Genomic DNA, 23777 nt, shown 5'->3' with positions numbered 1-23777 from the left:
AAGATTCTCCCCGCTCCTGCTCGTGATGATCCTGGTGACGATCGCCGGCGTGGGCACCGGCGGATGAACCTCGCCGGGGTGGCGATGAGTCCCACGATCCCACTCGGCTCCGTCTTGCTGTACCGGTGGGCCGACGTGCCGGAGATCCCGCGCGGCGCGGTGGTTCTCATGGATCTGAGCGCGTATCCCGGCGTCTCTGCCAAGGAAGGTATGGCCGTTCAGCGGGTGATCGGCGTCGGCGGTGATCGGGTCGTCTGCTGCACGAACGACAACCTGATCACGGTCAACGGGAAAACGGTCAAAGAGACGTACACCGATGACGACAACGGTTACGGGCGCAAGGAATGTCGGCCCTTCGACGTTCAGGTGCCACCTGGCACGGTCTATCTCGCCGGCGATAAGCGGAACTATTCCGCGGATTCACGGTTCTACCTGGACAGGCCCGGTAACGGTGCCGTCCCCCTGTCCAAGGTGCGCGGCGTCGTCGTCGGAATGGGGAGCCTCCTCGGTGCGGAGCCGTTTCCGCAGACCACTGCGTTCGTCGAAGCGGGCCTTCCCGGAGATCCCTTGTCCGACACCGGGTTCCGTACCTCGCGGAACCTCGTGATCGCCGGTGCCGGACTCGTCGTCCTCGGTGTCATCGGGGCGATCGTGAGCGTTGTCCGGTCCGCCGGAAAACGACGAAGAGCAGCCGCAATCCCACCAGCGCGCTGACCACGAGCAGGTTGTAACCGAACATCTGGTGCAGCGTGACCCCTGGCAACATCTCGGGGCCGGTCGCGCTGCCCAGCAGCAGTACGGCCATCAGCCCGGTGGCCGCGCCGACGAACGCCAGCAGGACTTCGTGCACCAGACCGGTGACCACGTCGCGGTCGCGTTCGTCGGAGAACAGCCGGACATTGACCGAAAGCCTGCCCTGTTCCAGCGCGTTGCCGATCCGGTCGACGCGGCGGGGCAGTCGTCGCAGCACCGGCAGGAGCGCCATCAGTTCGTTGGCGGCCGTGGAGCGCAACGACTCGGGCCGCAGTCCGGCGCCGACCTGCTCGGCGGCGTAGGCGCGGGATTCGACGACGATGTTGAATCCCGGCGCCAGCGCGGCCAGTGTTCCCTCCAGAGTGGCCAGTGCGCGGAACACCGCGGCGATCGGCGGGGGCACGCTGAGCCGGAAGTCGGCGATCACCCGGAACAGGTCGGTGAACATGTCGAGATCCGGCGCCTGTCCGTGGTTGAAATGCTTGGCCACCAACGCTCCCAGTGCCCGCTCGAGCCGTCGCTCCTCGATCTCGTCCGGCCGGTCGACGATCTCCAGCAGACCGTCGCGCAACGCGGCGGGGTCGCCTCGGTCGAGGGCGAGGATGAGGTTCTGCAATCCGGCGCGCAGTCCCGAGTCGAGCCGTCCGACGGAGCCGAAGTCGAGCAGGCCCAGCCTGCCGTCGGTGAGCAGCAGGACGTTGCCGGGATGCGGGTCGGCGTGGAAGACGCCGCTGCCCATCACCTGGCCGAGCACGCAGCGCAGCATCGACCGCGCGAGCTTTGCCCGCTCCGCGACCGGGACCTGCTCCCTGGCGGCGGCGAGCGGTTTGCCGTCGAGGCGTCGCATCACCAGGACACGTTCGGTGGACAGTTCTTTGTGGACGGTCGGGAGGGCGACTTCGGTGCCGGGGTAGGCGGCGGCGACCGCTTCGATGTTCCTTGCTTCTGTGCGGAAATCGAGTTCTTCGAGCAGCGCGTCGGCGAATCCTTCGGCGAGGTCGACGACGCCGAGCGAACGTGCCCAGTCCGCGCGCAGGTCCAGCGCGGCCGCCACCCGGCGGACGATGTCGAGGTCCCGGTCGACCAGTGCCTGCACGCCGGGCCGCTGCACCTTGACCACCACGTCCTGCCCGCCGCGCAGTTTCGCGCGGTAGACCTGCGCGATCGACGCGGCCGCGATCGGTTCCGGGTCGAATTCGGCGAAGATCTCGTCCGGATCGCCGCCCAGTTCCTCCCGCAGCACCGTCGCGACCTCGTCGGCGTCGGCGAAGGCGACCTGGTCCTGGAGCTTGCTGAGTTCGTCGATGAACACCGGCGGAAGCAGATCGGAGCGCGTCGAGAGCAGTTGGCCGAGTTTCACGAACGTCACGCCGCCCTCTTCCAGCGCCCGCCGCAGCGATCGCGCCAGTTTGGCGTGCCGGACCTGGGCGAGGCCGGCTTCGCGGCGGCCGGTGAGGTAGCGGCCGAGGCCGTGTTTGATCGCGATCCGGGTGATCTGCGAGTAGCGCCGCGTCCGGGCCGCGCGGCGGCGCATCGACCGGATCCGGCCGATCAGCCCGAGCCCCGAACCCGACGGCAGGACGAACTCCGCGACGAACAGGAAGATCAGCGTCGCGAGGAACGCGCCGCCCGCCACCGGGATGACCAGTCCGGCGAAGGCCCCGCCCGCGTACATCGGCGTGGGGAACGCGCTGAGGATGCCGCCCGCGACGAGCCAGCCGAAGCCGGCGGCGCAGAACGCGCGGACCACGCCGATCCGCACACCCAGCACGCGGCGGGCGGCGACCACGAGTGGCCACAGCATCAGCGCGTAGACGGGCAGGGTGAGCAGGCCGAGCAGCAGGTTCATGCCGAAGAGCACATCACGCGCGGTACGCGCTGGGTTCCCGCTGCGGCGGGACGGTACTCACCCTTGAGAGGGAGCGGAGCCTGAGATCGCAGATCAAGAGCGACCGAATGCGGAACCCGCCTCGGCCGGAGGCCCCGCTATCGCGGTGGCAGGGCGCCTCGGCCGGCGTCGTGGGTCGGATGATCAGGTTGCGTCCTGCCGACGTCGATCGCGGATGCGGGTTCGCGGATGAGCACTGAGAGGGAGCGGAGCCCGAAGTTGTACGTCGTGGTCGCCTCCCGCGGCGCGAACAGGACGCCGAGGACGGCGATCGCCGCGGCCGCGAGGAAGCCGGCACGGAGGTCGATGAGATCGCCGAGGAGGCCGATGAGCGGTGCCCCGGCCGCCTGGCCGAGTGCCAGCATCAGGAAGGCAACGCCGACACCGAACGCGGGCGCCGTCGGATAGGCCCTCGTGCCCCACAGGATCAGGACACCGGTCAGTCCGATGTAGACGGCCCCGAACAGTGCCGCGGCGATGATGAGCGCCGGGAGCGACCGGGTGGCGAGTGCGAAGACCGCGGTGGCGACGGCGAACAGGACCATTCCCGCCGACCAGGCGCGGCGCAGTCCCGCCCGCGACGTCAACTCGGCGGTGAACGCGCCTGCCAGGCCGACCGCGCCGAGGACGATCCACACCACCGTCGAGGCGGTCTCGTCGTGCCCGCCGACGCTGACGGCGATGTCGCGGCCGAAGGTCCAGATCGCCGCGCTGGCCAGGCCGAGCGTCGCGGCGGCGGGCAGCAGCCGTCCGGTGGCGGGCGGGAACAGCGGCGACGGCAGCCCGCGGGCGCGGTCTTCCTTGACCGGCGGCACCACCCGCGCGATCCACAAGGTCACCAGCGCCGAGGCCGCGGCGAAGGCCCACCAGGCCATTCGCCAGTCGCCGATGGCCAGCAAGGAGACCGGACCGGAGATCAGCACGCCGAGTCCGGTCCCGGCGTTCACCACGGACTGGGCGCGGTCGCGGCGGGTCACCCGGACGACGCGTGAGACCGCGTCGGCGAGCGAGGGGGAGGCCAGGCCGGTGCTGGCCCCGGCGAGGACGACGCCGAGCGCGAGGACGGCGGCGTTCGGCGCGGACGCGATCAGGGCGGTCCCGGCGGTGGCGGTCGTCCCGGCGGCGAGCGCGCCCGCTCGCGCACCCCAACGGGTGGTGACCGCGGTCGAGGCGACGACGGCGAGGCAGTACGCGACATAGCTCCCCGCCGCGATGGCACCGAGTGTGCCGCCGTCGAGGCCGAACTCCGTCCGGAGGGTCGGCGCGAAGAGGCCGTACGCGTACCTCGCGAGTCCGTAGGAGACCGCGATCAGCGACAACCCGGCCGCGGTCAGGGTCAGCTCGCGTTTGTACGAAGACACCATCAACTCTCCTCCTGAGGTATACCGATCGGTATACCTCAGGAGTGTTCCCGCATTTCGCGCTCAGGTCAACCGATCGGTATAGTCGAGGCATGCTGACACCGGCAGGCGAACGCGTCCTGAGCGCCGCGACCGAGCTCTTCTACCGGGAGGGCCTGAACGCGGTGGGTGTCGCGGCAATCGCCGAGGCCGCGGGCGTCACGAAGAAGACGCTGTACGCGTGCTTCGGGTCGAAGACGGAACTCACGGTCGCGTACTTGCGGCGTCGTCACGACGTCTGGTGGGCGTACCTCGAAGAGCGGCTGGCCGCCGCCGACCGGCCTCGGGCGCTGACGGTTTTCGACGCCTACGTCGATCACCCGAAGCTCGGCAGCGACAGGGGTTGCGCGTTCCTCAACGCGGCGGCCGAACTGCCGGCCGGTCATCCCGGGCTCGACGTGATCCGGCGGCACAAGGCGGCCGTGCGGGCGAAGTTCGCCGAGCTCATCCGTGAGGACGCCCCGGAAGCGGAGGATCCGGAGAGGCTCGCGGAACAGCTCTTCCTCCTGGTCGAGGGCGCCGTCGCGCACACCGGTATCGACGGGGACGCGCATCGGGTCACCCTCGCGAGGGAGATCGCGGAGATACTGATGCGGGATCCGCGTACGGCGGGCACACGCTAGAAAGAGCGCATGCGACTTTTCGGCCCGCTCGTGGACCGGGCGACCTACCGCAGGTGGGTCTACTTCATCCTCGGTGGTGCCCTGAGCGTGCCGTATGTGCTCTTCGCCGCCATCGTGGTGCCGTCGCTGCTGCCTCTCGTCGCGACGGTGGAGCGCGGGCTCCTCATCGCGGCGATCACCCTCGTCCTGGTGATCATCGCGTCGTCGTTCATCCCCGCCGTCCGGGTGCTGGAGGGTGCGGCCGTCCGGGAACTGCTGGACGATCCCGTGCCGGGAGTGACGTTCGGGCCCGCGGGCGGCTGGCCCGTCCGGCTGCGGTCGACGGCGATGTACCTACTGCACGTGGGCACCGGTTGCGTCCTCAGCCTGGCGAGCCTGTTCGTCCCGGTCGGCTTCGGGTTCACCGTCGCGGCCCCGTTCACCGGCCGGATCGCACTGTCCACAGAGGATCCGATCGTGGTGCCGCATGGCTGGGCGAGCGCGTGGATCCCGGTGGCGTTCCTGCTCGGCGTCGTGGCGCTCGCCTACGTCGTGTGGGGCGCGGGCGCGGTACTGACCCGCTGCGCCAAGAGCCTGCTGGGGATCTCGGCCGCGGAACGGATCGCCCAGCTGGAGAAGCGCACCGAACAGCTCGCCGAACGCAACCGGCTCGCGCGGGAACTGCACGACTCGGTCGGACACGCGCTGAGTGTCGTGACCATCCAGGCCGGGGCGGCGCGCCGGACACTGAGAACCGACCCCGGCTTCACCGAACAGGCGCTCAGCGCGATCGAGGAGTCGGCGCGGGCCGCGCTGGACGATCTCGACCACGTGCTCGGACTGCTGCGCGACGAGGCGTCCTCACGGGCACCGCAATCAGGGCTGGCGGAGCTGCCCGCGCTGGTGGAGGCCACGCGGCTGGCGGGCGCCGAGGTGACGGCGGAGGTGCGGGGCGAACCGTCCTCGGTGCCGCCGGTCGTTTCCCGCGAGGCGTACCGGATCTTGCAGGAATGCCTGACGAACGCGCTGCGGCACGCCGGTAAGGTTCCGGTGACGGTCCTCGTCGACGCCGGAACGGAGCTGTTGCGGTTGCGGGTGTCCAACCCGCTCGGCACCGCGGCACTGTCGCGGGGCGGGGGTGGCCGGGGGCTGCGGGGAATGACGGAACGGGTGGAAGTGCTCGGCGGCACGATCACCGCGGGCCGCGCGGACGGATGCTGGAAGGTCGAGGTGGCGGTGCCATGGGGGAAGCGGCGATGAGCATCGGGGTGCTGCTGGTCGACGACGAACAGTTGATCCGGGCGGGGCTGCGGGCGATCGTCTCCTCGGAGCCGGACCTGGAGGTCGTGGGCGAAGCCGCCGACGGGGCCGAGGTACCGGGGCTGGTGTCGCGGTTCCGGCCGGACGTCGTGCTGATGGACGTCCGGATGCCGTCGGTCGACGGAATCCGCGCGACCACGCATCTGATGTCCACAATGGACAATCCGCCGAAGGTGATCGTGGTGACCACCTTCGAGAACGACGACTACGTCTACGACGCCCTGCTCGCCGGTGCGAGCGGGTTCCTGCTCAAGCGGGCCCGGCCCGAGGAGATCGTCGGGGCGATCCGGACGGTGGCGGCGGGGGAGTCGCTGCTGTTCCCTGCCGCGATCCGGCGGCTGGCCGCGCAGCAGGCGAACCGGGCGCCGCAGGGCGGCCTCGACGGCGCCGGACTCACCGAACGCGAACGCGAGGTGTTGCGGCTGATGGCCGGTGGACTGTCCAATGTGGAGATCGCGGGCGAGCTGTACCTCGGCGTGCAGACGGTGAAGACACACGTCGGGAACGTGCTCGCGAAACTCGGCGCGAGGGACCGGACGCAGGCCGTGATCAAGGCCTACGACACCGGATTCGTCACACCGGCGGGCTGAACGCGGTAGGGTTCGCGAGTGGATACCAACGTCAATCGTCGTCGCCTGCTGGGGCTGGGCACGGTCGCCGCCGCGGGTGCGGTGCTCGGGACGGCGCAGGTCGCTCACGCCGCCGAAGAGTCCGAAACGGACACCGCCGCCGCCGACGCTTCGGCCGCCGCGCGCCGGATTTCCCAGGTCTATGACAGGGAAACCGCGAAGGCGGGCGGCACCTGGTCGTCCTACGTCAGCGTCGCGGATTCCGCCGGGAACCTGGTTCCCGCCGTCTCCGAGCGGGCGGACGAGGTGGTCGAGGCGTACAGCGTCAACAAGATAGCCGTCGCCACCGCGGTGCTCGACAAGATCGACCGCGGGCTGCTCACCTTGGACCAGCGCGTCGACGTCACGGCCGACATCGTCATCAAGGACACCGACGGCATCTTCGCCCTCGACGGGGCGTACCCGAGTTCGGTCACCCTCGGGCACGCGATGGCCGCGCTGCTCACGCTGTCCGACAACACCGCCGTCCGCCTGTGCGGGCTGGTCTGCCCCGCCGCGGAACTCAACGAGATCCTGCGCGGCAAGGGATTCGCGCACACCCAGGTCGTTCCGGTGGCGAACCCGAACCGGTTCTTCCTCGGCAAGACCACCCCGGCCGAGACGCATACGCTGCTGCGGAAACTGGTCGGTGGAACCCTGCTTTCGGCGAAGTCCACCGACTACCTGCTGAACATCCTGCGTTCGCTGAGCGCGTTCACCGACGGCGTGCGGCTCGGCCTGACCTCGGCCGAGCGGCTGCGGGTCGCCACGAAGGCGGGCTGGTTCAACGACGGCCGCAACGAGGCAGGCGTGATGTTCAGCGCCGACGGCAAGCCGATCCTGACCTATTCGCTGTTCGCCTCCGGCGAGTTCGCGGGCGACCCGGCGGTGAACAAGGACGACTACGCCGCGACGCATCCGGCGTTGAAGGCGCGGGCGAAGCTCGGGAAGACGATGTTCCGGTCGGTCGAGAAGCTGACGGCCACCACCGCGCGCACCTACGCGGCCGCTCCGTATCGGGCGACGAACGGCGGCTGAAGGACGCTTTCCCCGCATAGGACGCGGCGAAGGGCGCTGGAGTCGGTGCTCATGTCGCGAAAGCCACTTTCGGGACATCAGACGTCGCGAAAGTGGCTTTCGCAACACGCCTGATCCCTCAACAGGTCGCCATGAGTTCAGCTACTCCAGGGCAGCGAGGATCAGCGCGGCCATCGCGGCGGGATCCCCGTTTTCCGGGCGCAGCACCAGATCCGCGTTCTCCGGCCGCTCGTAGGGAGCGTCCACCCCGGTGAACCCGCTGATCTCGCCGGCCCTCGCCTTCGCGTACATCCCCTTGGGATCGCGGTCTTCGCAGACCTCGAGCGGGGTGTCGACGAAGACTTCCAGGAACGGCAGCCCGGCAGCCTCGTGCGCGGCGCGGGCGAGCTCGCGGTCGGTCCGGTACGGGCTGATCAGGGAGACCACCGACACCACACCGGCGTCGGCGAACAGCTTCGCGACCTCGGCGACGCGGCGGACGTTCTCGGCGCGATCGGCGGGGCTGAAGCCGAGGTTCCCGTTCAGCCCGTGCCGGAGATTGTCGCCGTCCAGCAGGTACGCGGGCCTCCCGGACGCGACCAACCGCCGCTCCAGTTCCACGGCCACACTCGACTTCCCGGACGCGGACAACCCGGTGAGCCAGACGGTGAGCCCGCGCGTCGCGCGTTCCGCCCTCGTGACCGCGGCGGTGTGCCAGACGACGTTCGACGCCGTCACGCTCGGCCCGGTGATCATGCCCGCCGCGACCGTCGCCCCGGAATGCTCGTCGACGAGGAGGAAACCGCCGGTGGAGCGATTGCGGCGGTAGGAATCGAACAGCAACGGTTGCCGCGCACGGAGCCGGATCCGGCCGATTTCGTTGAGGGACAATGACTTCGCGGTCTCGTCGCGGTGCAGGGTGGTGACGTCGAGCCGGTAGTCGAGTTCCCGGATCTCGGCCTTCGTCTCGCGTGTGGTGTGCCGCACGAGATAGTTCGAGCCGGGCGTCAGCGAGCCTTGTCCGGAGAACCAGCACACCATCGCGTCGACGTCCTGGCCGGTGTGCGGACGGTTGCCGGGGCGGCAGATCAGGTCGCCGCGGCCGAGGTCGAGGTCGTCGGCGAGTTCGATCGTGACGGCCTGCGAGGCGAAGGCTTCGGTGACCGTCGTACCGCCCGGTCCCCAGATCGCGCGCACCGTCGTGGTGAAACCGGACGGCAGCACGGCGACCTCGTCACCGGGTTTGAACACCCCGCCCGCGACGGTGCCCGCGTACCCGCGGAAGTCGCGGCTGTGCTCCCGGATCACGTACTGCACCGGGAATCGCGCGTCGATGAGATTGCGGTCCGAGGCCACATGCACCTGTTCGAGGTGATGCAGCAGGGAAGTCCCTTCGTACCAAGGCATCCCGGCGCCGCGGTGCACGACGTTGTCGCCGTGCAGCGCCGACATCGGCACGAAGGTCAGATCGGGCACCTGGAGTTTCATGGCGAAGCGGCGGAAGTCCTCGCGGATCTCCTCGAAACGCTCCTGTGACCAGCCGACCAGGTCCATCTTGTTGACGCAGACCACCAGATGCGGGATGCCCAGCAGGGTCGCCAGGAACGCGTGCCGCCGCGACTGCTCGAGCACGCCTTTGCGGGCGTCGATCAGGATCAGCGCGAGATCCGCCGTGGACGCCCCGGTGACCATGTTCCGGGTGTACTGCACGTGCCCCGGTGTGTCGGCGATGATGAACTTCCGTCGGGGGGTGGCGAAATACCGGTGGGCGACGTCGATGGTGATGCCTTGTTCGCGTTCGGCGCGCAGGCCGTCGGTCAGCAGGGCGAGATTCGGATACGCCTCGCCGCGGTCGCGGCTGGTGCGTTCGATGGCTTCGAGCTGGTCGGTGAACACCGTCTTCGAATCGAACAGCAGGCGGCCGATGAGAGTCGACTTCCCGTCGTCGACGCTGCCCGCGGTCGCGAGACGGACCAAAGAAGCACCCATCAGAAGTAGCCTTCCTTCTTCCGGTCTTCCATGCCCGCCTCGGAGATCCGGTCGTCGGCGCGGGTGGCGCCGCGTTCGGTGAGCCTGCTGACGGCGACCTCGGCGACCACTTCGCCCGGTGACGTCGCCGTCGACTCGACGCAGCCGGTGCAGGTCGCGTCGCCGACGGTCCGGAAGCGAACTGTTGCCTCGTAAGGGGTTTCGCCCTCGGCCAAGGTGAGGAAGCGGGTGTGCGCGAGCAGCATGCCGTCCCGCTGGACGACCGGGCGCCGGTGTGCATAGTAGATCGACGGCAGGTCGACGCCCTCGGCCTCGATGTACTGCCAGATGTCGAGTTCGGTCCAGTTCGACAGCGGGAAGACGCGGATGTGCTCGCCCTTGCGGTGCCTGCCGTTGTAGAGATTCCAGAGTTCCGGCCGCTGATCGCGCGGATCCCATTGGCCGAACTCGTCGCGGAAGCTGAACACCCGTTCCTTCGCACGGGCTTTCTCTTCGTCGCGCCGCGCTCCGCCGAACACGGCGTCGAAGGAATGCTCACGGATTCCCCGCAGCAAGGCCGCTGTCTGGAGGCGGTTGCGGCCCGCCTTCGGATCTTCGACGACCCTGCCCGCGTCGATGTCGTCCTGGACACTGGTGACGACGATCCGGAGCCCGTAGGTGTCGACCGTGTGGTCCCGGAACTCGATGACCTCGTCGAAGTTGTGCCCGGTGTCGACGTGCATCACCGGGAACGGCGGTGGTGACGGCCAGAACGCCTTGGCCGCCACGTGGAGCATCACCATCGAGTCCTTGCCGCCGGAGAACAGCAGCACCGGCCGTTCGAAGGTCGCCGCGACCTCGCGGAAGATGTGCACGGCTTCGGCTTCCAGTGCTTCGAGATGGGTGAGCTCGTATGCCGGGGACGCCATCGTGACCTCCGTGGTTCGTGACCAGGAAAGTAGAACAAGTTCTTGTGCTTGGTCAAGGGGAGGAGGACGCTGTCGGCATGGACCTGGTCGCACTCGAAGAGATCCGACGCCTCAAAGCCCGTTACCTCCGGTGCCTCGACCTCAAGCTGTGGGACGAGATGGCCGGGACCCTGACCGTCGACGCGCATGCGCGGTACGGCACGCCGTCCTACGGCAAACCGCTGACCTTCGAAGGCCGCGACGCGGTGATCGAGTTCTTCCGGAACGCCGTCGGGCCCGGTATCACCACGGTGCACTTCGCCGGGCAGCCGGAGATCGACGTCGACGGCGACACCGCGACAGGCATCTGGCTGATGCGGGACAAGGTGATCGTGCCCGAGCATCGGGTGGTGATCGAGGGCGCGGCGTACTACGAGGACACCTACCGGCGGGTGGACGGCGCGTGGCTGACCGCTTCGACCCAATACGACCGGCTGTACGAGACGATGATGTCGATGGACGACGTGCCAAGTCTCAAACTGACCGCGAACCGGTGGTCCGACCCCCGCAATTAGTCACCTACTTGCGGGTGTCGACCCTCGCAAGTAGGTGACTAATTGCGGGGCAGGCCGCCCGATTCCGTGGTGACGGCGTCGGCGGCGGCGACCAGCGCCGCGCCACGGCGCGCGATCTCGGCGCCGGTGATCGGCTCGCCGACCGACAGCGTGAGTACCAGCTCCTGCCGCCCCGAAGCGTCGAACGTCGGCGCGGCGAGCAGGCTCACCGCGTGTTTGCGGCGCGGCTCCAGGTCGGCGCCGAGGTAGACGCGCTCGCCGAGGCTCGACACGAGTTCTCCCACCAGCCCCCGCACTTCCGGTGGCAGCTCCTCCGCGCCGACGCCGGCCATCAGCGCGTAAAGCCGACGGCCCGCGGTGGTCAGGCTCTCCACCAGGTAACCGTGCTCGCGGCATTCGGCGACGACGCGGCGAAGGTGCGCTTCGTCCAGCCGCACCGGCACCGCAGGGGGTTTGGCGAGCCACGCGTCGAACGCCGCGTCGGAGTCCCACAGCACGTACATCAGGCCGACCGGCGGTGCGAACGGGTAGGTCTCGCCCAGTTTCACCCGGCCGGGACCGGCGCTCTGCAGCATGAGGATCCGGTCGCCGACCACGGCCGAGGCCGTGCACGTGGCGCCGTATCGCCTGCTCAGCTCCTCGAGATGACGGCGCGCGACCTCGCTCGCGCCGAAGCCTTCGCTCGCGACGCGGCCCGCGGCGACCATGGCCGGCCCCAGCCGGTAAGTGACCGGCTGAGGATCCCGGACCAGGTAGCCGCCCGCAGTCAGCTCGGTCACGATGCCGAGGCAGGTCGGTTTGGCGAGGTCCAGCTCGCGCGCGAGTTCCGAAAGGCCGAAGCGGCGGCCGGAATGCGCGGCGAAGAAGTCGAGCAGCCGCACGACCCGCTCGGTGGGCGGTGAGCGTCGGGTCATTGACCCATCCTTAGAACGCGTTCTAGTCTGATGTCGCGAAGAACGTACCAAGTCGGTACGTATTTGTACCAGTATGAGGAGTCGCCGGTGCTCACTCAACCGTTCGCGGACGCGATCGTCGAAGCCGAGAAGGTCATCGCGGAGGCGCCGCACATCCGGACCGAGCAGGATCTGGTCGAGGGGTACGACTACCTCGCCGGCAGCATCCGCGCGTCCTTGCAGATGGCGTGGGCCTACGAACGGGATTATCCGTTCTTCACCCAGTCCACCGGGCCGTACACGAAGATGGGCCTCGACAACCCGGACACGCTGTACTTCAACGCGAACATCCGCGAGGACCGCGAATACGTCATCACCGGGACGCGGGGGAGCACGGCCGACGTCAGTTTCCAGGTCCTCAACGGCGACTACTCGCCCGTCGAGGTGCCCGACAGCCTCGCCGCCTTCGACGACCGTGAGATCGAGATCGCCGAGGACGGCTCGTTCGAACTCCGCTTCGGGCCGGCGAAAACCGACCCGGGACCCAACTACTTCGTCCTCGGCCCTGGTTCGTCGATGCTCGTGGTGCGCGAGGTCTACAGCGACTGGGCCACCGAACGCCGCGGCACGATCCAGATCCAGTGCGCCGACACCGCGGGCGGCGCACCCGCGCCGCTCACCCGCGACGGGCTGGCCAAACGCTACGGCGTCACCGGCAAGATCCTGCTGAGCAGGCTGCGCACCTTCCTCGCCTTCCCGAAGTGGTTCTACCTGAACCTGCCGGTGAACACGATGACCGAGCCGCGGCCCACGCCGGGTGGCCTGACCACGCAGTACTCCTCCGCCGGGCACTACGAACTCGGCGACGAAGAGGTCATGATCGTCACGGTGCCGCGGTCCGACGCGCCCTACCAAGGCATCCAGCTCGGCAGCGTCTGGTATCTCTCGCTGGACTACATCAACCATCAGACGAGCCTCACCGCGGACCAGGCGCGGGTCGATCCGGACGGCAAGATCCGCTTCGTGATCAGCGAACGCGACCCCGGCCTGGCGAACTGGCTCGAACGCACCGGGCACGACCGCGGATACGTCCAGATCCGGTGGCAGCGCCTGTCCCGTGCGCTGGACAAAGCCGACGGTCCCGAAATCGAGGTCGTGAAGTTCGGGGAACTCGCCGATCGGCTGCCGTTCCACGACGAGGCGCGCGTGACCCCGGAGGAATGGGCGGACCGGATCTCGGCCCGTCAGCAGGCTGTCGCGGCGAGGATGCTGGGATGACCGACCTCTTGCGGGACAAGGTGATCGTGGTCTCCGGGGTCGGCCCGGGGCTCGGCAGGTCGATCGCCGTGCGCTGTGCCGCGGCGGGCGCCGACGTCGTCCTCGCCGCCCGCACCGAATCCCGGCTCGCCGAGGTCGCCAAGGAGGTCGACGCGCGCGGGCGGCGCGCGGTCACCGTGCCCACCGACATCACCGACGACGCTTCGGCCACGAACCTCGCCGAGGCCGCGTTGAAGGCGTTCGGCCGGGTGGACGCCTTGGTGAACAACGCTTTCGCCATCCCGCCGATCATGGATCTGGCCGACGTCGACCTCGCCGACGTGCGGGCGGGCTTCGAGACCAACGTGCTCGCCGCACTTCGGCTCACGCGCCTGTTCACGCCGTCGCTCGCGGAAAGCGGCGGTTCGGTGGTGATGATCAATTCGGCCGTGCTGCGGCATTCCCGGCGGACGTTCGGCGCGTACAAGATGGCGAAAGCGAGCCTCCTCGCGCTCGCGCAGAGCCTCGCCTCCGAGCTCGGGCCGCGCGGGATCCGGGTCAATTCCGTGGCACCCGGCTACATCTGGGCGGATTCACTGAAGTGGTATTTCGCCTACCTGGCCAAGGAACGTGGGGTTCCGCCAGAACAGGTGTACGCCGAAACGGCGGAGACGATCGACTTGCGCCGCCTCCCGGAGCCGGACGAGATCGCCGACACCGTCGTGTTCCTCGCCTCGTCGCTCGCGCGGTGCGTCACCGGTCAGTGCCTCGACGTCAACGCCGGCGAATACCACCACTGAAGGGGAGAACATGCTGCCAGGGCGGGAAAACGTCGGCACCGTGGACGATCTGCACGCGTCGGCGGCGAAACTCACCGGGCTCTACGACTTCGGTGGTGAAGACCACCTTGAAGGTCTCCGCGTGCTGCTGGATTCGTACGCGGGCGAGGCGGGTCTGACCCCGTACGGCAACAAGATCCATCGCGCGTTCCTGCGCGGGGCCCTGGTGGCGAGGTCGTTGAGCGAGGCTTCCTGGAAGCAGCATCCGGAGTACGCCGACGTTTCCGTCGAGCGGCCCATCTTCGTCACCGGCCTGCCGCGGACCGGGACCACGGCGCTGCACCGGCTGCTCACCGAGGATCCCGCGCATCAAGGGCTGGAGGTCTGGCTGACCGAGGTGCCGCAACCGCGGCCGCCGCGCCAGACGTGGGCGGAGAACCCGGTCTTCAAAGGAATCCAGGCGGGATACGAGAAACACCACGTCGAACATCCCGAGTTCATGGGCCTGCACCACATGTCCGCAGATCAGGTCGAGGAGTGCTGGCAGCTCTTGCGGCAGTCCCTGAAATCGGTGTCCTACGAATGCCTCGCGCACGTGCCGTCGTACTCGCGGTGGCTGGACGGGCAGAGCTGGACTGACGCCTATCGAAGGCATCGGCGCAATCTGCAGCTGATCGGTCTGCCGGACGCCGGGCGCCGCTGGGTGCTCAAGAACCCGAGCCACCTCTTCGCGCTCGACGCGCTGCTGGAGGTGTACCCGGACGCGCTGATCGTGCAGACCCATCGCGCGCCGAGCACGATCGTCGCGTCGGTGTGCAGTTTGAACGAGCAGGCTTCGGCGGGCTGGTCCGATGTCTTCCGCGGTGACGTGATCGGCCGCGGCCAGCTGGATCTGTGGGCGCGCGGTGCGGAAAAGTCGCTGGAGGCAAGGAAACGGCACGATCCGGCGCAGTTCTGCGATGTCCGGTACGAGGAATTCGTCGCCGACCCGATCGGCACGGTCGAAGGCGTCTACCGGCATTTCGGGCTCCCGCTGAGCGAGGCCGCCCGGGGCGCGATGACCGCGGTGCACGCCGAAAGCCGTTCCGGGGAAAGGAAACCCGTGCACCGGTACGACCTCGCGGACTTCGGGCTCACCGCCGGCGAGGTCGACGAACGCTTCTCGGCCTACCGTGCCGCCTACGCCCTCTGAAACCCCCGCAATTCGCCATCTACTTGCGATGATCCTCGCGCGAGAAGCATCGCAAGTAGATGACGAATTGCAGAGGGGTCAGAAGCCGGCGGCGCGCTGGGCGGGGAGGCCTCGGGTCGTGATCCCGCGCAGCACCTCGACGCGGTCCGAACCCGGCCGCCCGAGCACCCAGCTCGACCCGGGAACCTCCTTGGCCTGCTTCTTCAGCGGCGCCAGGAGCCGGGAAGCGTCCTTGTAGGACCCGATCGCGCCGTGCCCGCACACCAGGGTCGCCAGGGAAACCGTCACCGGCAGCCCGTCGGCCGACCACGGCGTGTCCAGCAGCGCCGCGGCGACCGTGCCGATCTCGTCGACGTCGCAGGCGATCAGGAAGTCGTCCCCGCCGACGTGGCTGACGCGCATCCGGCGCAGCCGGGCCTCGAGGTCGGTGAGTGTCCTGCCGAGCGTGCGGATCAGGTCGTCGCCCGCGGCGAACCCGGCCGTGTCGTTGACCGTCTTGAACGAGTCGACGTCAAGCCAGGCCGCGACGAACGGCTCGCGCGCATTGATCCGGCGGTCGACGTCCCTGGCGACGGCGTCGCTGCCGGGCAGTCGGGTCAGCGGGCTCAGTGAGACCGCCTCTTCGACCTTCGCCTCGGCGACCCCGCGGACGACCTCGTTGACCAGCACCACGCCGACACACCGGCCGCGGTCGTCGACCACCACGACGTCGTCGCCGGTCCGGCCCCAGTCCGCGTCGGTGACCAGTTCGAGGAATTCGAGCGCGCTCGCGTCGGCGTGGATCGTGTGCGGCCGGTCGGCGAGCCGCGACGCCGGCCGTTTGGCGTGCAGGGCATGGCCGTACAACCCGGTGACCGCGACCAGGAACCGCGTCCGGTCGATCGACCACTGTGGACGGTGCCGGTCGTCGATGCCGACGATCCCGCTCGGCCCGTCGGCGGCGGCCAGTACCTCGCGCACGTCGTCGCACGTCGCGTCCTCCGGCAGCGTGGTCGCGGGCCGGAGGAAGTCGCCGACGCGGCGGGCGCGGGCGGTGCCGGGGACGAACGGGCCGGGCGCGTCCGGCGCGGGCAGCGGCGCGTGGTCGCCGTCCGGCGGGGCGAGCAGGTTGCCCTGCGCGATGCGCACGCCGAGCCGCCGGGCGGACTCCAGCTGCTCGGTGGTCTCGAGCCCGGTCGCGACCAGGCGGTTGTCGGTGCGCGACGCGAAAAGCAGCACCGCTTCGACCACCGCGACGGCGGCCGGGTCGTGCGGCAGGCCGCGCAGCACACTGCGGTCCAGTTTCACCAGGTCGACGGGCGCCGAAGCGAGCAGGGTGAGCGGGAGGTCGCCGCGGCCGAGGCCGTCGAGCGCGAGCCGGAACCCGAGGTCGGTGAGCCGTCGCATACCGGTGAGCAGCAGGTCGGCGGGGATCTGCGTGAACGGCGGCCCGATCTCCAGCACGACGTCCCTGGTCCGGCGCCCCGCCAGGCCGAGCGCCTCGGTCAGCGGGTCGAAGTGGGCGGGCGGTGCCGCCACCGTGCGCGCGGACAGGTTCAGGTGCAGGGGGAGGGCGGCCTGCGGCTCGCGCAGTTGCCGGACGGCCTCGGCGGCCAGCCCGACGTCGACCTCGGCCAGCCTGCCGCTGCGCCGGGCGTCGGCGAGCAGTTCGTGGGCGGTGCCGCGGCCCGGCCGTGCCAAGGCCTCGAACGCGACGACGCCACCGGTGTGCAGGCTGTACAACGGCTGGTAAGCGAAGCGGACAGCGATCTGCAACGTCACAAACGCATATTCGCGGGTGGCGGTACGAAACGAAATACGTGTCAACTGATGTTCATCGTGAAGGCACCTGGGTTACCTAGAACGGCGTAACGCACGCCACCCGATCAGGTGTTTTCTTACTTGCCATGGTGACAATCGGAAAAGCGCCGACATCGCTTCGACGGTACCCGGAACGTCTTCGCGGCCGCTGGTGAAAGCACGCTGGAGCGGGGTGGGCAGCGTGAAGAACAGATCGAAGAACACCGGGACCGAGCCGGGCGGCATCCCGCACAGCGCGCGCAGCCCGTGTCGCCGAAGCCCGTGCACGGTGCGCGCCGAGGACGGCCACAGCGCCCGGTGAGCGGCCGACGCGGCCGCGGCCGGCCCTCGGTCCCAGGCCAGGGCGACGGCGTCGGCCACCGGTTCCGCGAGCCGGATCGACGTCGCGACGCTGTACCCGGTCGCCGGATGCACCAGCCCGGCGGCGGCGCCGAACGGCACCGTCCGGCCACGCCGGGGCACCGGCACGTCGAGCACGATCCGCACGCGTTCCTCGCGCCCGCGTGACGTCAGCCCGGCGGCCTTGAGCCGGGCCCGCAACCGCGCCGCCAGTACTTCCAGCGGCAGACCTGGTTTGCGGGCCAGCGAGGTCTCCTCGACCAGGACGGTGCCGTCGCCGAGCGGCAGGACATACAGGAATCCGGACTCGGTTTCCCGCCAGTCCATGAACACGGCGGTATCCGGGCCGTCGACCAGCCGCAGCGCGTCCTCGGCGGGGAGGACGGCGCCGAACGCCGTCTGTTCGTACCGGTTGCCCCGCGGCCGGGCACCGGAAGCGTCGACATAGAGACCCGTCGCGAGCGCGCGTCCGTCCTCAAGGCGCACCGACGAACCCTGCCCGCCGTGGTCCACACCGGACACCTTCCCGACGACGACGTCGTAACCACCGTCGAGCCACGTGCGCAGGCCGGCGTTGTCCAGCACCAGGTACTGCCGATCGAGCACATGCGGCCCGGTCCCGAAGGCCAGTGTGGTCGAAGGCGCGCACGCGACGGCGCTCTGCGGCAGCGCGGGCAGCTCGTCGGCCCACAGCCCGTAGGTCGCCCGCCAGCGCCTGCCCGGCGCCGGGTCGATCAGGGTCGTCTCCAGGCCGCGCCGGGCACAGGCACGCGCGAGCGCCCGCCCGGCCGGACCGCCGCCCGCGATCACCACGTCCGCCACCTGGGCAGTGTCTCAGAGCCGCGACGGATACGGTGTGACGCATGGAACAGACGGACCCGAGGGCATGGCGGCGCGATCCGGAGAGCGCGAACGCCGGGTTCAGCGATCTCGCCACGAGCCCGTTCCGGATCGACCGGGACCGGATCGCCGCTTCGCCGTTCTTCGCCAGGCTCGGTGGCGTGACCCAGGTCGTCAGCGCCGGGGGCGCCGGGTTGCTGCACAACCGGCTCACGCACAGTCTCAAGGTCGCGCAGGTCGCGCGCGCCATCGCCGAGCGGATCAACGCGAGCACCGATTCCGCCGAGCTCGCCGCGAAACTGGGCGGCTGCGATCCGGACGTCGCCGAGGCCGCCTCGCTCGCGCACGATCTGGGGCATCCGCCGTTCGGGCACCTCGGCGAACAGACCCTGGACCGGATCGCGCGGCACCGATTCGGCCTCGCCGACGGTTTCGAGGGCAACGCGCAGTCGTTCCGGATCATCACCACCACCGACGTGCGCGGCCCGTCGGCCTCCGGGCTCGACCTCACCACGGCGGTGCGTGCCGCGGTGCTGAAGTACCCGTGGGCGCGGTTGCACGTGCCCGATCCGCATCCGACCTCGATGGCCGTCCAGCCCCGTGGCGCGGCCGAACCGGCCGACGCCCCCGGCACCGGCGCGAGCAAGTTCTCCGCCTACAGCACCGAACTCGACGACTTCACCCAGGCGCGGGCCCCGTTCGACGGCCGGATCGAACCCTGGCAGCAGACCGTCGAAGCGTCCGTGATGGACACCGCCGACGACATCGCCTACGCCATCCACGACCTCCAGGACTTCCACCGGATCGGTGTCCTGCAGCACGCGCCGGTCGCGGCCGAGTTCACCGGCTGGGTCGACCACGCGCTGGAACTGGCCGGGCTGGACGACGCGACCTTGACCGCCGAACGGCGGCTGCCCGGCCGTTCGCTGGAACGGCTGCGCCGCCGGATGCACGCCAAGGACGGCTGGATCGTCGACGACGACGCCTTCACCAGCGCCGTCGCCCGTGTCCGCGCCGAACTCGTCGACGGCCTGCTCGCCACCGGGTTCGACGGTTCCATCGAGGCCGAGCAGGCCACCGCCGCCTTCTCCTCGAAGTGGACCGCGCGGCTCGTCGACGGTGTGCAGGTGGTGGCGTCGCCTTCGGCCCGGACAGGGCATCTCACCCTGCGGCCCGCGCAGTGGCACGAGGTGCAGGTGCTGAAGTTCGTGCACCGGCGATTTGTGCTGCTGCGCCCGGAACTGGCGCTGCACCAGCGCGGGCAGGCGAGCCTGGTGACCACATTGGTCGACGCCCTCGACGCGTGGCTGCTCGACCGTGACGAGTTCTACCGGCTTCCGCGACGGTTGCACGACTTGGTGGAGCTGGCGCGGTCCGAGTTCTCCGCGCTGGCGCGGACGTCGCCGGAACTGCTCGTCGGAGCGACCGGGGAACCGGTCACCGGTGCCGACGCCGTGCGTGGTCTGGCGCGAGGGCGGGCTGTGGTCGACTTCGTGGCGTCGCTGACGGACAAACAGGCGGTGACCCTTTTGGACGGCTTGTCGGGCCGTGCTTCCCAGCCTTGGTCGGACTCGTTCGTCCTGTGACGACGCGATTACCCTGAACGGCCCACGGCCTGCGGCCGAATCCGGAAAATCTCCATCCGACGTCACCCGAACGGCTCCTGCCGCCGGTGCACGCCCGGTACTTAGCTTGATCGAGCCGGTGATCGCCGGCATCGGTCAGCGTGAGTCGGGGCACGCGCCTAGGAATCGGAGGCGCACGTGCGTCCAACCCGTTCTAGTAGGAGAAGAAGAACGATCCTGACCGCGGGCACCGCAGCGCTGGTCACCGCGCTGGGCCTGGTGAGCCCGCCCGTCGCGGCGGGGATGAGCGGATCGTCCCCGGACGCGTTCTCGGAGAACACCGTCCGGCAGATCGAAGCCCTTCAGTCGATCAAGAAGAGCCAGCACGCCGGCGAGTCCAAAGTGGACAGCCGCCTGCTCGTCGAACAGAAACTCCGCGCGCAGCGGATGCCGGCTTCCGCGGTTCCCGCACTGGGGTCTGGGGCGAATGTCTCCGCGGCCGGCACCGTACTCGTGGACATCCGTGGCCAGGTCTCGGAAGAACTCCTCAAAGGACTGCGGGAATCCGGTGCGGGGATTCGCGCGGTGTCGCAGCGCTACGGCAGTGTGCGCGCCGAGGTTCCGCTGAACGCGGTCCCGGCGATCGCGGGCCGTGCCGACGTCAAGAAGGTCGAGACCGCCAACGAGGCGTTCACCGCCCGGCAGCTCGCCGAGCCCGCCACCGCGGGCAAGCGGGAGAGCAAGGAAGAGAAGGCCGCCCGGATCGCCGGCGAGCTCAAGAAAGCCGTCGATGCCAAGGGGCAGCCCGGAATCGCGGCCGGACCGGTCAACAGCGAAGGCGACCGCGCGCACAACGCCGACACCGCGCGTCAGCAGTTCGGCGTCACCGGCGTGGGCACCAAGATCTGCGCGTTGTCGGACGGCATCGATTCGCTCGCGACCTCGCAGGCACGCGGCGAACTCCCGGTGGGCGTCGACGTGATCCCCGGTCAGGAAGGCGACGGTGACGAGGGCACCGCGATGCTCGAGATCATCCACGATCTCGCGCCGAACGCGTCGCTCGGTTTCGCCAGCGCGTTCAACTCCGACGCCAGTTTCGCCGACAACATCCGCAAGCTGCGGTTCGACGCGGGCTGCGACGTCATCGTCGACGATGTCCTGTACTTCAAGGAATCGCCGTTCCAGGACTGGATCATCGCCCAGGCCGTGAACGACGTGACCGCCGACGGCGCGCTGTACTTCTCCTCGGCCGGCAACGAAGGCAACGTCACCGACGGCACCTCGGGCCACTGGGAAGGCGACTTCGTCGACTCCGGCAAGAGCGTCGGCAAATACGCCGGTACCGCGCACAACTTCGCCGGTGCCGCGGGCAACCAGATCTTCGAGCCGCTCTCGAACGCGTCGGGCCGGGTGCCGGTCACGTTGTTCTGGTCCGACCCGCTGGGTGCCTCGAACAACGACTACGACCTGTACCTGCTGAACGCGGCGGGCAACGTCGTCGACTTCAGCCAGGACGTCCAGAGCGGCACTCAGGACGCCTACGAACGGGTGGACACCACGGGCGTCGCCGGACTGCGCCTGGCCATCGTCAAGTTCTCCGGTGAAGGCCGCTACCTGTCGCTTTCCGCGCTGCGCGGCCGTTTCTCCGACTCGGCCGACGGTCTCAAGGCCTACACCAGCCCCGGCGTGACCGTGGGCCACTCGGCCGCGCGGGACGCGTTCAGCGTCGCGGCGGCCCCGGCGGCCAAGGCCTTCCCGCGTGCCCTCGAACCGGGCGACCCGGCCAACCCGGCCGGCCCGTTCCCCGGTGCCTTCGGCGCGACCACGAAGGTCGAACGGTTCACTTCGGACGGTCCGCGGCGGGTCTTCTTCCAGGCCGACGGCACGCCGATCACTCCGGGCAACGTGTCCGCGACCGGCGGTGAGGTCCGCGCCAAGCCGGACATCACCGCGGCCGACGGCGTCTCCACCAGCGTCACCGGCTTCACCACGTTCTACGGCACGTCGGCCGCCGCGCCGCACGCCGCCGCGATCGCGGGCCTGGTGCTCTCGGGTAACCCGGGGCTGCCCCCGGCCGACGTGCGCGAGGCGCTGATCAACACCGCCGTCGACATCCTGGCCCCGGGCCGCGACAACTCCAGCGGCGCGGGCGTCATCCTCGCCGACAAGGTGCTCGCCTACACCGGCGCCAGCCCGCAGCCGCTCGCGTCCGCGGGACAGCCGACGGTCACCCCGGCCGACGGTGGTTCCGCGCTCGACCCTGGCGACACCGCCAAGGTGACCGTGCCGGTGACCAACCGGGGCGACGGCACCGCGACGTCCACCAGCGTCGTGCTGTCCAGCCCGACCCCCGGTGTCACGGTGGCGCCGCGGTCGAAGTCGTACGGCACGATCAGCCCCGGGCAGACCGGCGTGAACGACTTCACCATCACCGTTCCCGCCACGCAGGAACTCGGTGTGCCGGTGGTGCTGAACGCGCGCGTGACCTTCGCGGGTTCGTTCTCGCCGACCACGTCCACGTTCTCGCTGCCGGTCGGCACCCCGTCGCCGGTGACGCGGGACTTCGCCTACGCCGGGGCCGCGGTGGCGATCCCGGACAGCGACCCCACCGGCGTGACCGTGCCGATCACGGTGAGCGGGGTCGGGCGCGCGTCGAAGCTGACGTTCTCGGTGGACGGCGCGACCTGCAACGCCGACCAGACCTCGACGACGGTGGGCATCAACCACTCGTACGTCGGTGACCTGGTCGGCACGCTGACCTCGCCCTCGGGTGCGAAGGCGACCGTGTTCCAGCGCGGCGGCAGCTCGGGCAACAACCTGTGCCAGGTCGTCTTCGCCGACAACGCGGCCGCCGCGTTCAGTTCGGTGAGCGCGGCGAACGCGCCGTTCACCGGCACCTACAAGCCGGTGCAGGCGCTCGGCGGCCTGGCCGCCGGTACCGCCGACGGCACCTGGACGTTCACCGCGGCGGACGTCGTCGGTGGCGACACCGGGTCGATCCGCTCGGTCTCCTTGCACGTCAACGGTTTCGTGCAGCCCGCCGTGGCTGAGCGGCCCGCGGGCGTCGGGAAGTCGGTCGGGCGCGGGCCGGTGAAGCCGGTCTAGTCCTTTCGGAAAGCGCGCGAAGACGTGACTCGCGTGATCAGAGACCGCACTCGCGAGTTACGTCTCTGATCACGCGAGTGCGGTGTTGGACATCGTCTCGGCCACGCGAATCGCCACTCGCCGGGAGAGCGTCGCGAAAGCCACTTTCGCGACGTCTGAGGTCCCGAAAGTGGCTTTCGCGACATCGAGCCGAGCCTGGCGTCGCCGCGGAACGGCAACGGCCGATCGCCTGCCGAACGGAGCCGGGCCCCGTACGTTGGACCCATGGCGAAGGAGCGGCAGGTGGCGGGCGGGGGACGGGCGGTCGAGGTTGCCCCGGATCGCCTCGAAGGCTGGTACGCCCGCTTCGCCGTCCGCAACGAAGGCGTCCGCTCGACGGAACTCGCGGCGGACACCGTCACGGTCACCGCGGGCAACGGCGTCGTCGCCGTCGCGACCGTCCCTTTCGGACCGCTGAACGCCGAAGGAACCGTGCCGGGTCTCGCCGTCGGCCCGCTCATCGAACACGCGTTGATCTCGCGAAGGATCGCGCTCCTGCTGGTGCGCCGCGGCGGGCACAGCGTCGGGATCGCGCGCGGGGGAGTGGTCGTCCAGTCCAGGACGGACCGGCATCTGGTCCAAGGCCGGTCCGCGGCGGGCGGCTGGTCGCAGCAGCGGTTCGCGCGGCGCAGGGAAGGGCAAGCACGCACAGCGCTCAAGTCCGCCGCGGATGACGCGTTCGAGGTACTCGTCCCGCAACTGTCCGAAGTGGACGCCGTCGTGCTCGGCGGCGACCGCCGGGCGTTGGAAACGCTCCGTGAGGACAGGCGGCTGGCGCTGTTGTTCAAGCGTGCCGAACGTCGTGTGCTCGACATCGCCGAACCGCGCCGTACGGTGCTCGACGACGCCGCCGAACGCGCGGTCGCGGTCGAGATCACCCTCTCCGGGCCGTGACGTCGGGCACGGTCGGATAAAATCGCTCGACAGCG

General features: G+C 69.7%; 19 protein-coding genes. 12 read left to right on the top strand and 7 right to left on the bottom strand.

Annotation, left to right across the window (positions count from 1 at the left end; translation table 11 throughout):
- Window positions 1–63 precede the first annotated feature (63 nt).
- A complete protein-coding gene (gene lepB, locus ACIHAO_RS23895; RefSeq protein ID WP_396561222.1) occupies window positions 64–714 on the top strand; it encodes a signal peptidase I in 651 nt (216 codons plus the stop codon).
- On the opposite strand, the gene ACIHAO_RS23890 is transcribed toward lepB, so the two are convergent.
- Together ACIHAO_RS23890 and ACIHAO_RS23885 are read right to left on the bottom strand one after the other, a co-directional pair.
- Complete coding sequence (locus ACIHAO_RS23890; protein ID WP_396561220.1) at window positions 638–2602, bottom strand: ABC1 kinase family protein; 1965 nt, start codon at window positions 2600–2602, stop codon at window positions 638–640. The genes lepB and ACIHAO_RS23890 overlap by 77 nt on opposite strands.
- A gap of 137 nt (window positions 2603–2739) precedes the next feature.
- Complete coding sequence (locus ACIHAO_RS23885) at window positions 2740–4005, bottom strand: MFS transporter (protein ID WP_396561218.1); 1266 nt, start codon at window positions 4003–4005, stop codon at window positions 2740–2742.
- 89 nt (window positions 4006–4094) lie between these two features.
- Here ACIHAO_RS23885 and ACIHAO_RS23880 point away from each other — a divergent pair, with 89 nt between their 5' ends.
- Genes ACIHAO_RS23880 through ACIHAO_RS23865 form a run of 4 tightly spaced genes read left to right on the top strand, consistent with a single transcriptional unit; the run spans window position 4095 to window position 7609 of the window.
- On the top strand, window positions 4095–4664 hold the full coding sequence (locus ACIHAO_RS23880; RefSeq protein WP_396561216.1) for a TetR/AcrR family transcriptional regulator: 570 nt from the start codon (window positions 4095–4097) through the stop codon (window positions 4662–4664).
- 9 nt (window positions 4665–4673) lie between these two features.
- Window positions 4674–5903, top strand: a complete 1230-nt coding sequence (locus tag ACIHAO_RS23875; RefSeq protein ID WP_396561214.1) for a sensor histidine kinase — start codon at window positions 4674–4676, stop codon at window positions 5901–5903.
- Entirely contained in the window at window positions 5900–6553 is a 654-nt protein-coding gene (locus ACIHAO_RS23870) for a response regulator (protein WP_396561273.1), read from the top strand. Before ACIHAO_RS23875 ends, ACIHAO_RS23870 begins: the two co-directional genes overlap by 4 nt.
- A gap of 18 nt (window positions 6554–6571) precedes the next feature.
- Window positions 6572–7609, top strand: a complete 1038-nt coding sequence (locus tag ACIHAO_RS23865) for a serine hydrolase (protein WP_396561212.1) — start codon at window positions 6572–6574, stop codon at window positions 7607–7609.
- Between the two features lie 141 nt (window positions 7610–7750).
- Here ACIHAO_RS23865 and cysC read toward each other — a convergent pair whose 3' ends face one another.
- Window positions 7751–9577 (bottom strand): adenylyl-sulfate kinase, encoded by a 1827-nt coding sequence (cysC, locus tag ACIHAO_RS23860; RefSeq protein WP_396561210.1) that lies wholly within the window; start codon window positions 9575–9577, stop codon window positions 7751–7753.
- Window positions 9577–10485 (bottom strand): sulfate adenylyltransferase subunit CysD, encoded by a 909-nt coding sequence (gene cysD, locus ACIHAO_RS23855; RefSeq protein ID WP_396561207.1) that lies wholly within the window; start codon window positions 10483–10485, stop codon window positions 9577–9579. The genes cysC and cysD overlap by 1 nt, the downstream gene beginning before the upstream one ends.
- Before the next feature lie 77 nt (window positions 10486–10562).
- Between cysD and ACIHAO_RS23850 the strand changes: the two genes are divergently transcribed.
- Window positions 10563–11039: a nuclear transport factor 2 family protein gene (locus tag ACIHAO_RS23850; RefSeq protein ID WP_396561205.1), complete on the top strand. Its 477-nt coding sequence runs from the start codon at window positions 10563–10565 to the stop codon at window positions 11037–11039.
- 38 nt (window positions 11040–11077) lie between these two features.
- Here the strand turns inward: ACIHAO_RS23850 and ACIHAO_RS23845 are convergent, their stop codons facing one another.
- Window positions 11078–11953 carry a helix-turn-helix domain-containing protein gene (locus tag ACIHAO_RS23845; RefSeq protein ID WP_396561203.1) on the bottom strand — a complete coding sequence of 292 codons (876 nt, stop codon included), beginning with the start codon at window positions 11951–11953 and terminating at the stop codon, window positions 11078–11080.
- A gap of 87 nt (window positions 11954–12040) precedes the next feature.
- On the opposite strand from ACIHAO_RS23845, the gene ACIHAO_RS23840 reads away from it, so the two are divergent.
- From ACIHAO_RS23840 to ACIHAO_RS23830, 3 genes are read left to right on the top strand one after another with little or no spacing between them, the layout of a single operon-like run.
- A complete protein-coding gene (locus tag ACIHAO_RS23840; protein WP_396561201.1) occupies window positions 12041–13210 on the top strand; it encodes a hypothetical protein in 1170 nt (389 codons plus the stop codon).
- Window positions 13207–13989 (top strand): SDR family oxidoreductase, encoded by a 783-nt coding sequence (locus ACIHAO_RS23835; RefSeq protein ID WP_396561199.1) that lies wholly within the window; start codon window positions 13207–13209, stop codon window positions 13987–13989. Before ACIHAO_RS23840 ends, ACIHAO_RS23835 begins: the two co-directional genes overlap by 4 nt.
- 10 nt (window positions 13990–13999) lie before the next feature.
- Entirely contained in the window at window positions 14000–15160 is a 1161-nt protein-coding gene (locus tag ACIHAO_RS23830; protein WP_396561197.1) for a sulfotransferase family protein, read from the top strand.
- 78 nt (window positions 15161–15238) lie between these two features.
- Here the strand turns inward: ACIHAO_RS23830 and ACIHAO_RS23825 are convergent, their stop codons facing one another.
- Window positions 15239–16921, bottom strand: a complete 1683-nt coding sequence (locus tag ACIHAO_RS23825; protein WP_396561195.1) for an EAL domain-containing protein — start codon at window positions 16919–16921, stop codon at window positions 15239–15241.
- 72 nt (window positions 16922–16993) lie between these two features.
- Entirely contained in the window at window positions 16994–18121 is a 1128-nt protein-coding gene (locus tag ACIHAO_RS23820) for a lycopene cyclase family protein (RefSeq protein ID WP_396561193.1), read from the bottom strand.
- A gap of 41 nt (window positions 18122–18162) precedes the next feature.
- Here ACIHAO_RS23820 and ACIHAO_RS23815 point away from each other — a divergent pair, with 41 nt between their 5' ends.
- From ACIHAO_RS23815 to ACIHAO_RS23805, 3 genes are all read left to right on the top strand, one after another.
- Window positions 18163–19725 carry a deoxyguanosinetriphosphate triphosphohydrolase family protein gene (locus ACIHAO_RS23815; protein ID WP_396561191.1) on the top strand — a complete coding sequence of 521 codons (1563 nt, stop codon included), beginning with the start codon at window positions 18163–18165 and terminating at the stop codon, window positions 19723–19725.
- 213 nt (window positions 19726–19938) lie between these two features.
- A complete protein-coding gene (locus ACIHAO_RS23810; protein WP_396561271.1) occupies window positions 19939–22809 on the top strand; it encodes a S8 family serine peptidase in 2871 nt (956 codons plus the stop codon).
- 264 nt (window positions 22810–23073) lie between these two features.
- Window positions 23074–23742 (top strand): acVLRF1 family peptidyl-tRNA hydrolase, encoded by a 669-nt coding sequence (locus tag ACIHAO_RS23805; protein ID WP_396561189.1) that lies wholly within the window; start codon window positions 23074–23076, stop codon window positions 23740–23742.
- The last annotated feature ends 35 nt before the right edge of the window (window positions 23743–23777 follow it).

The sequence above is a fragment of the Amycolatopsis sp. NPDC052450 genome (assembly GCF_044547565.1).
Classification (GTDB): domain Bacteria; phylum Actinomycetota; class Actinomycetes; order Mycobacteriales; family Pseudonocardiaceae; genus Amycolatopsis.
This window is presented reverse-complemented; position numbering and strand designations above follow the sequence as displayed.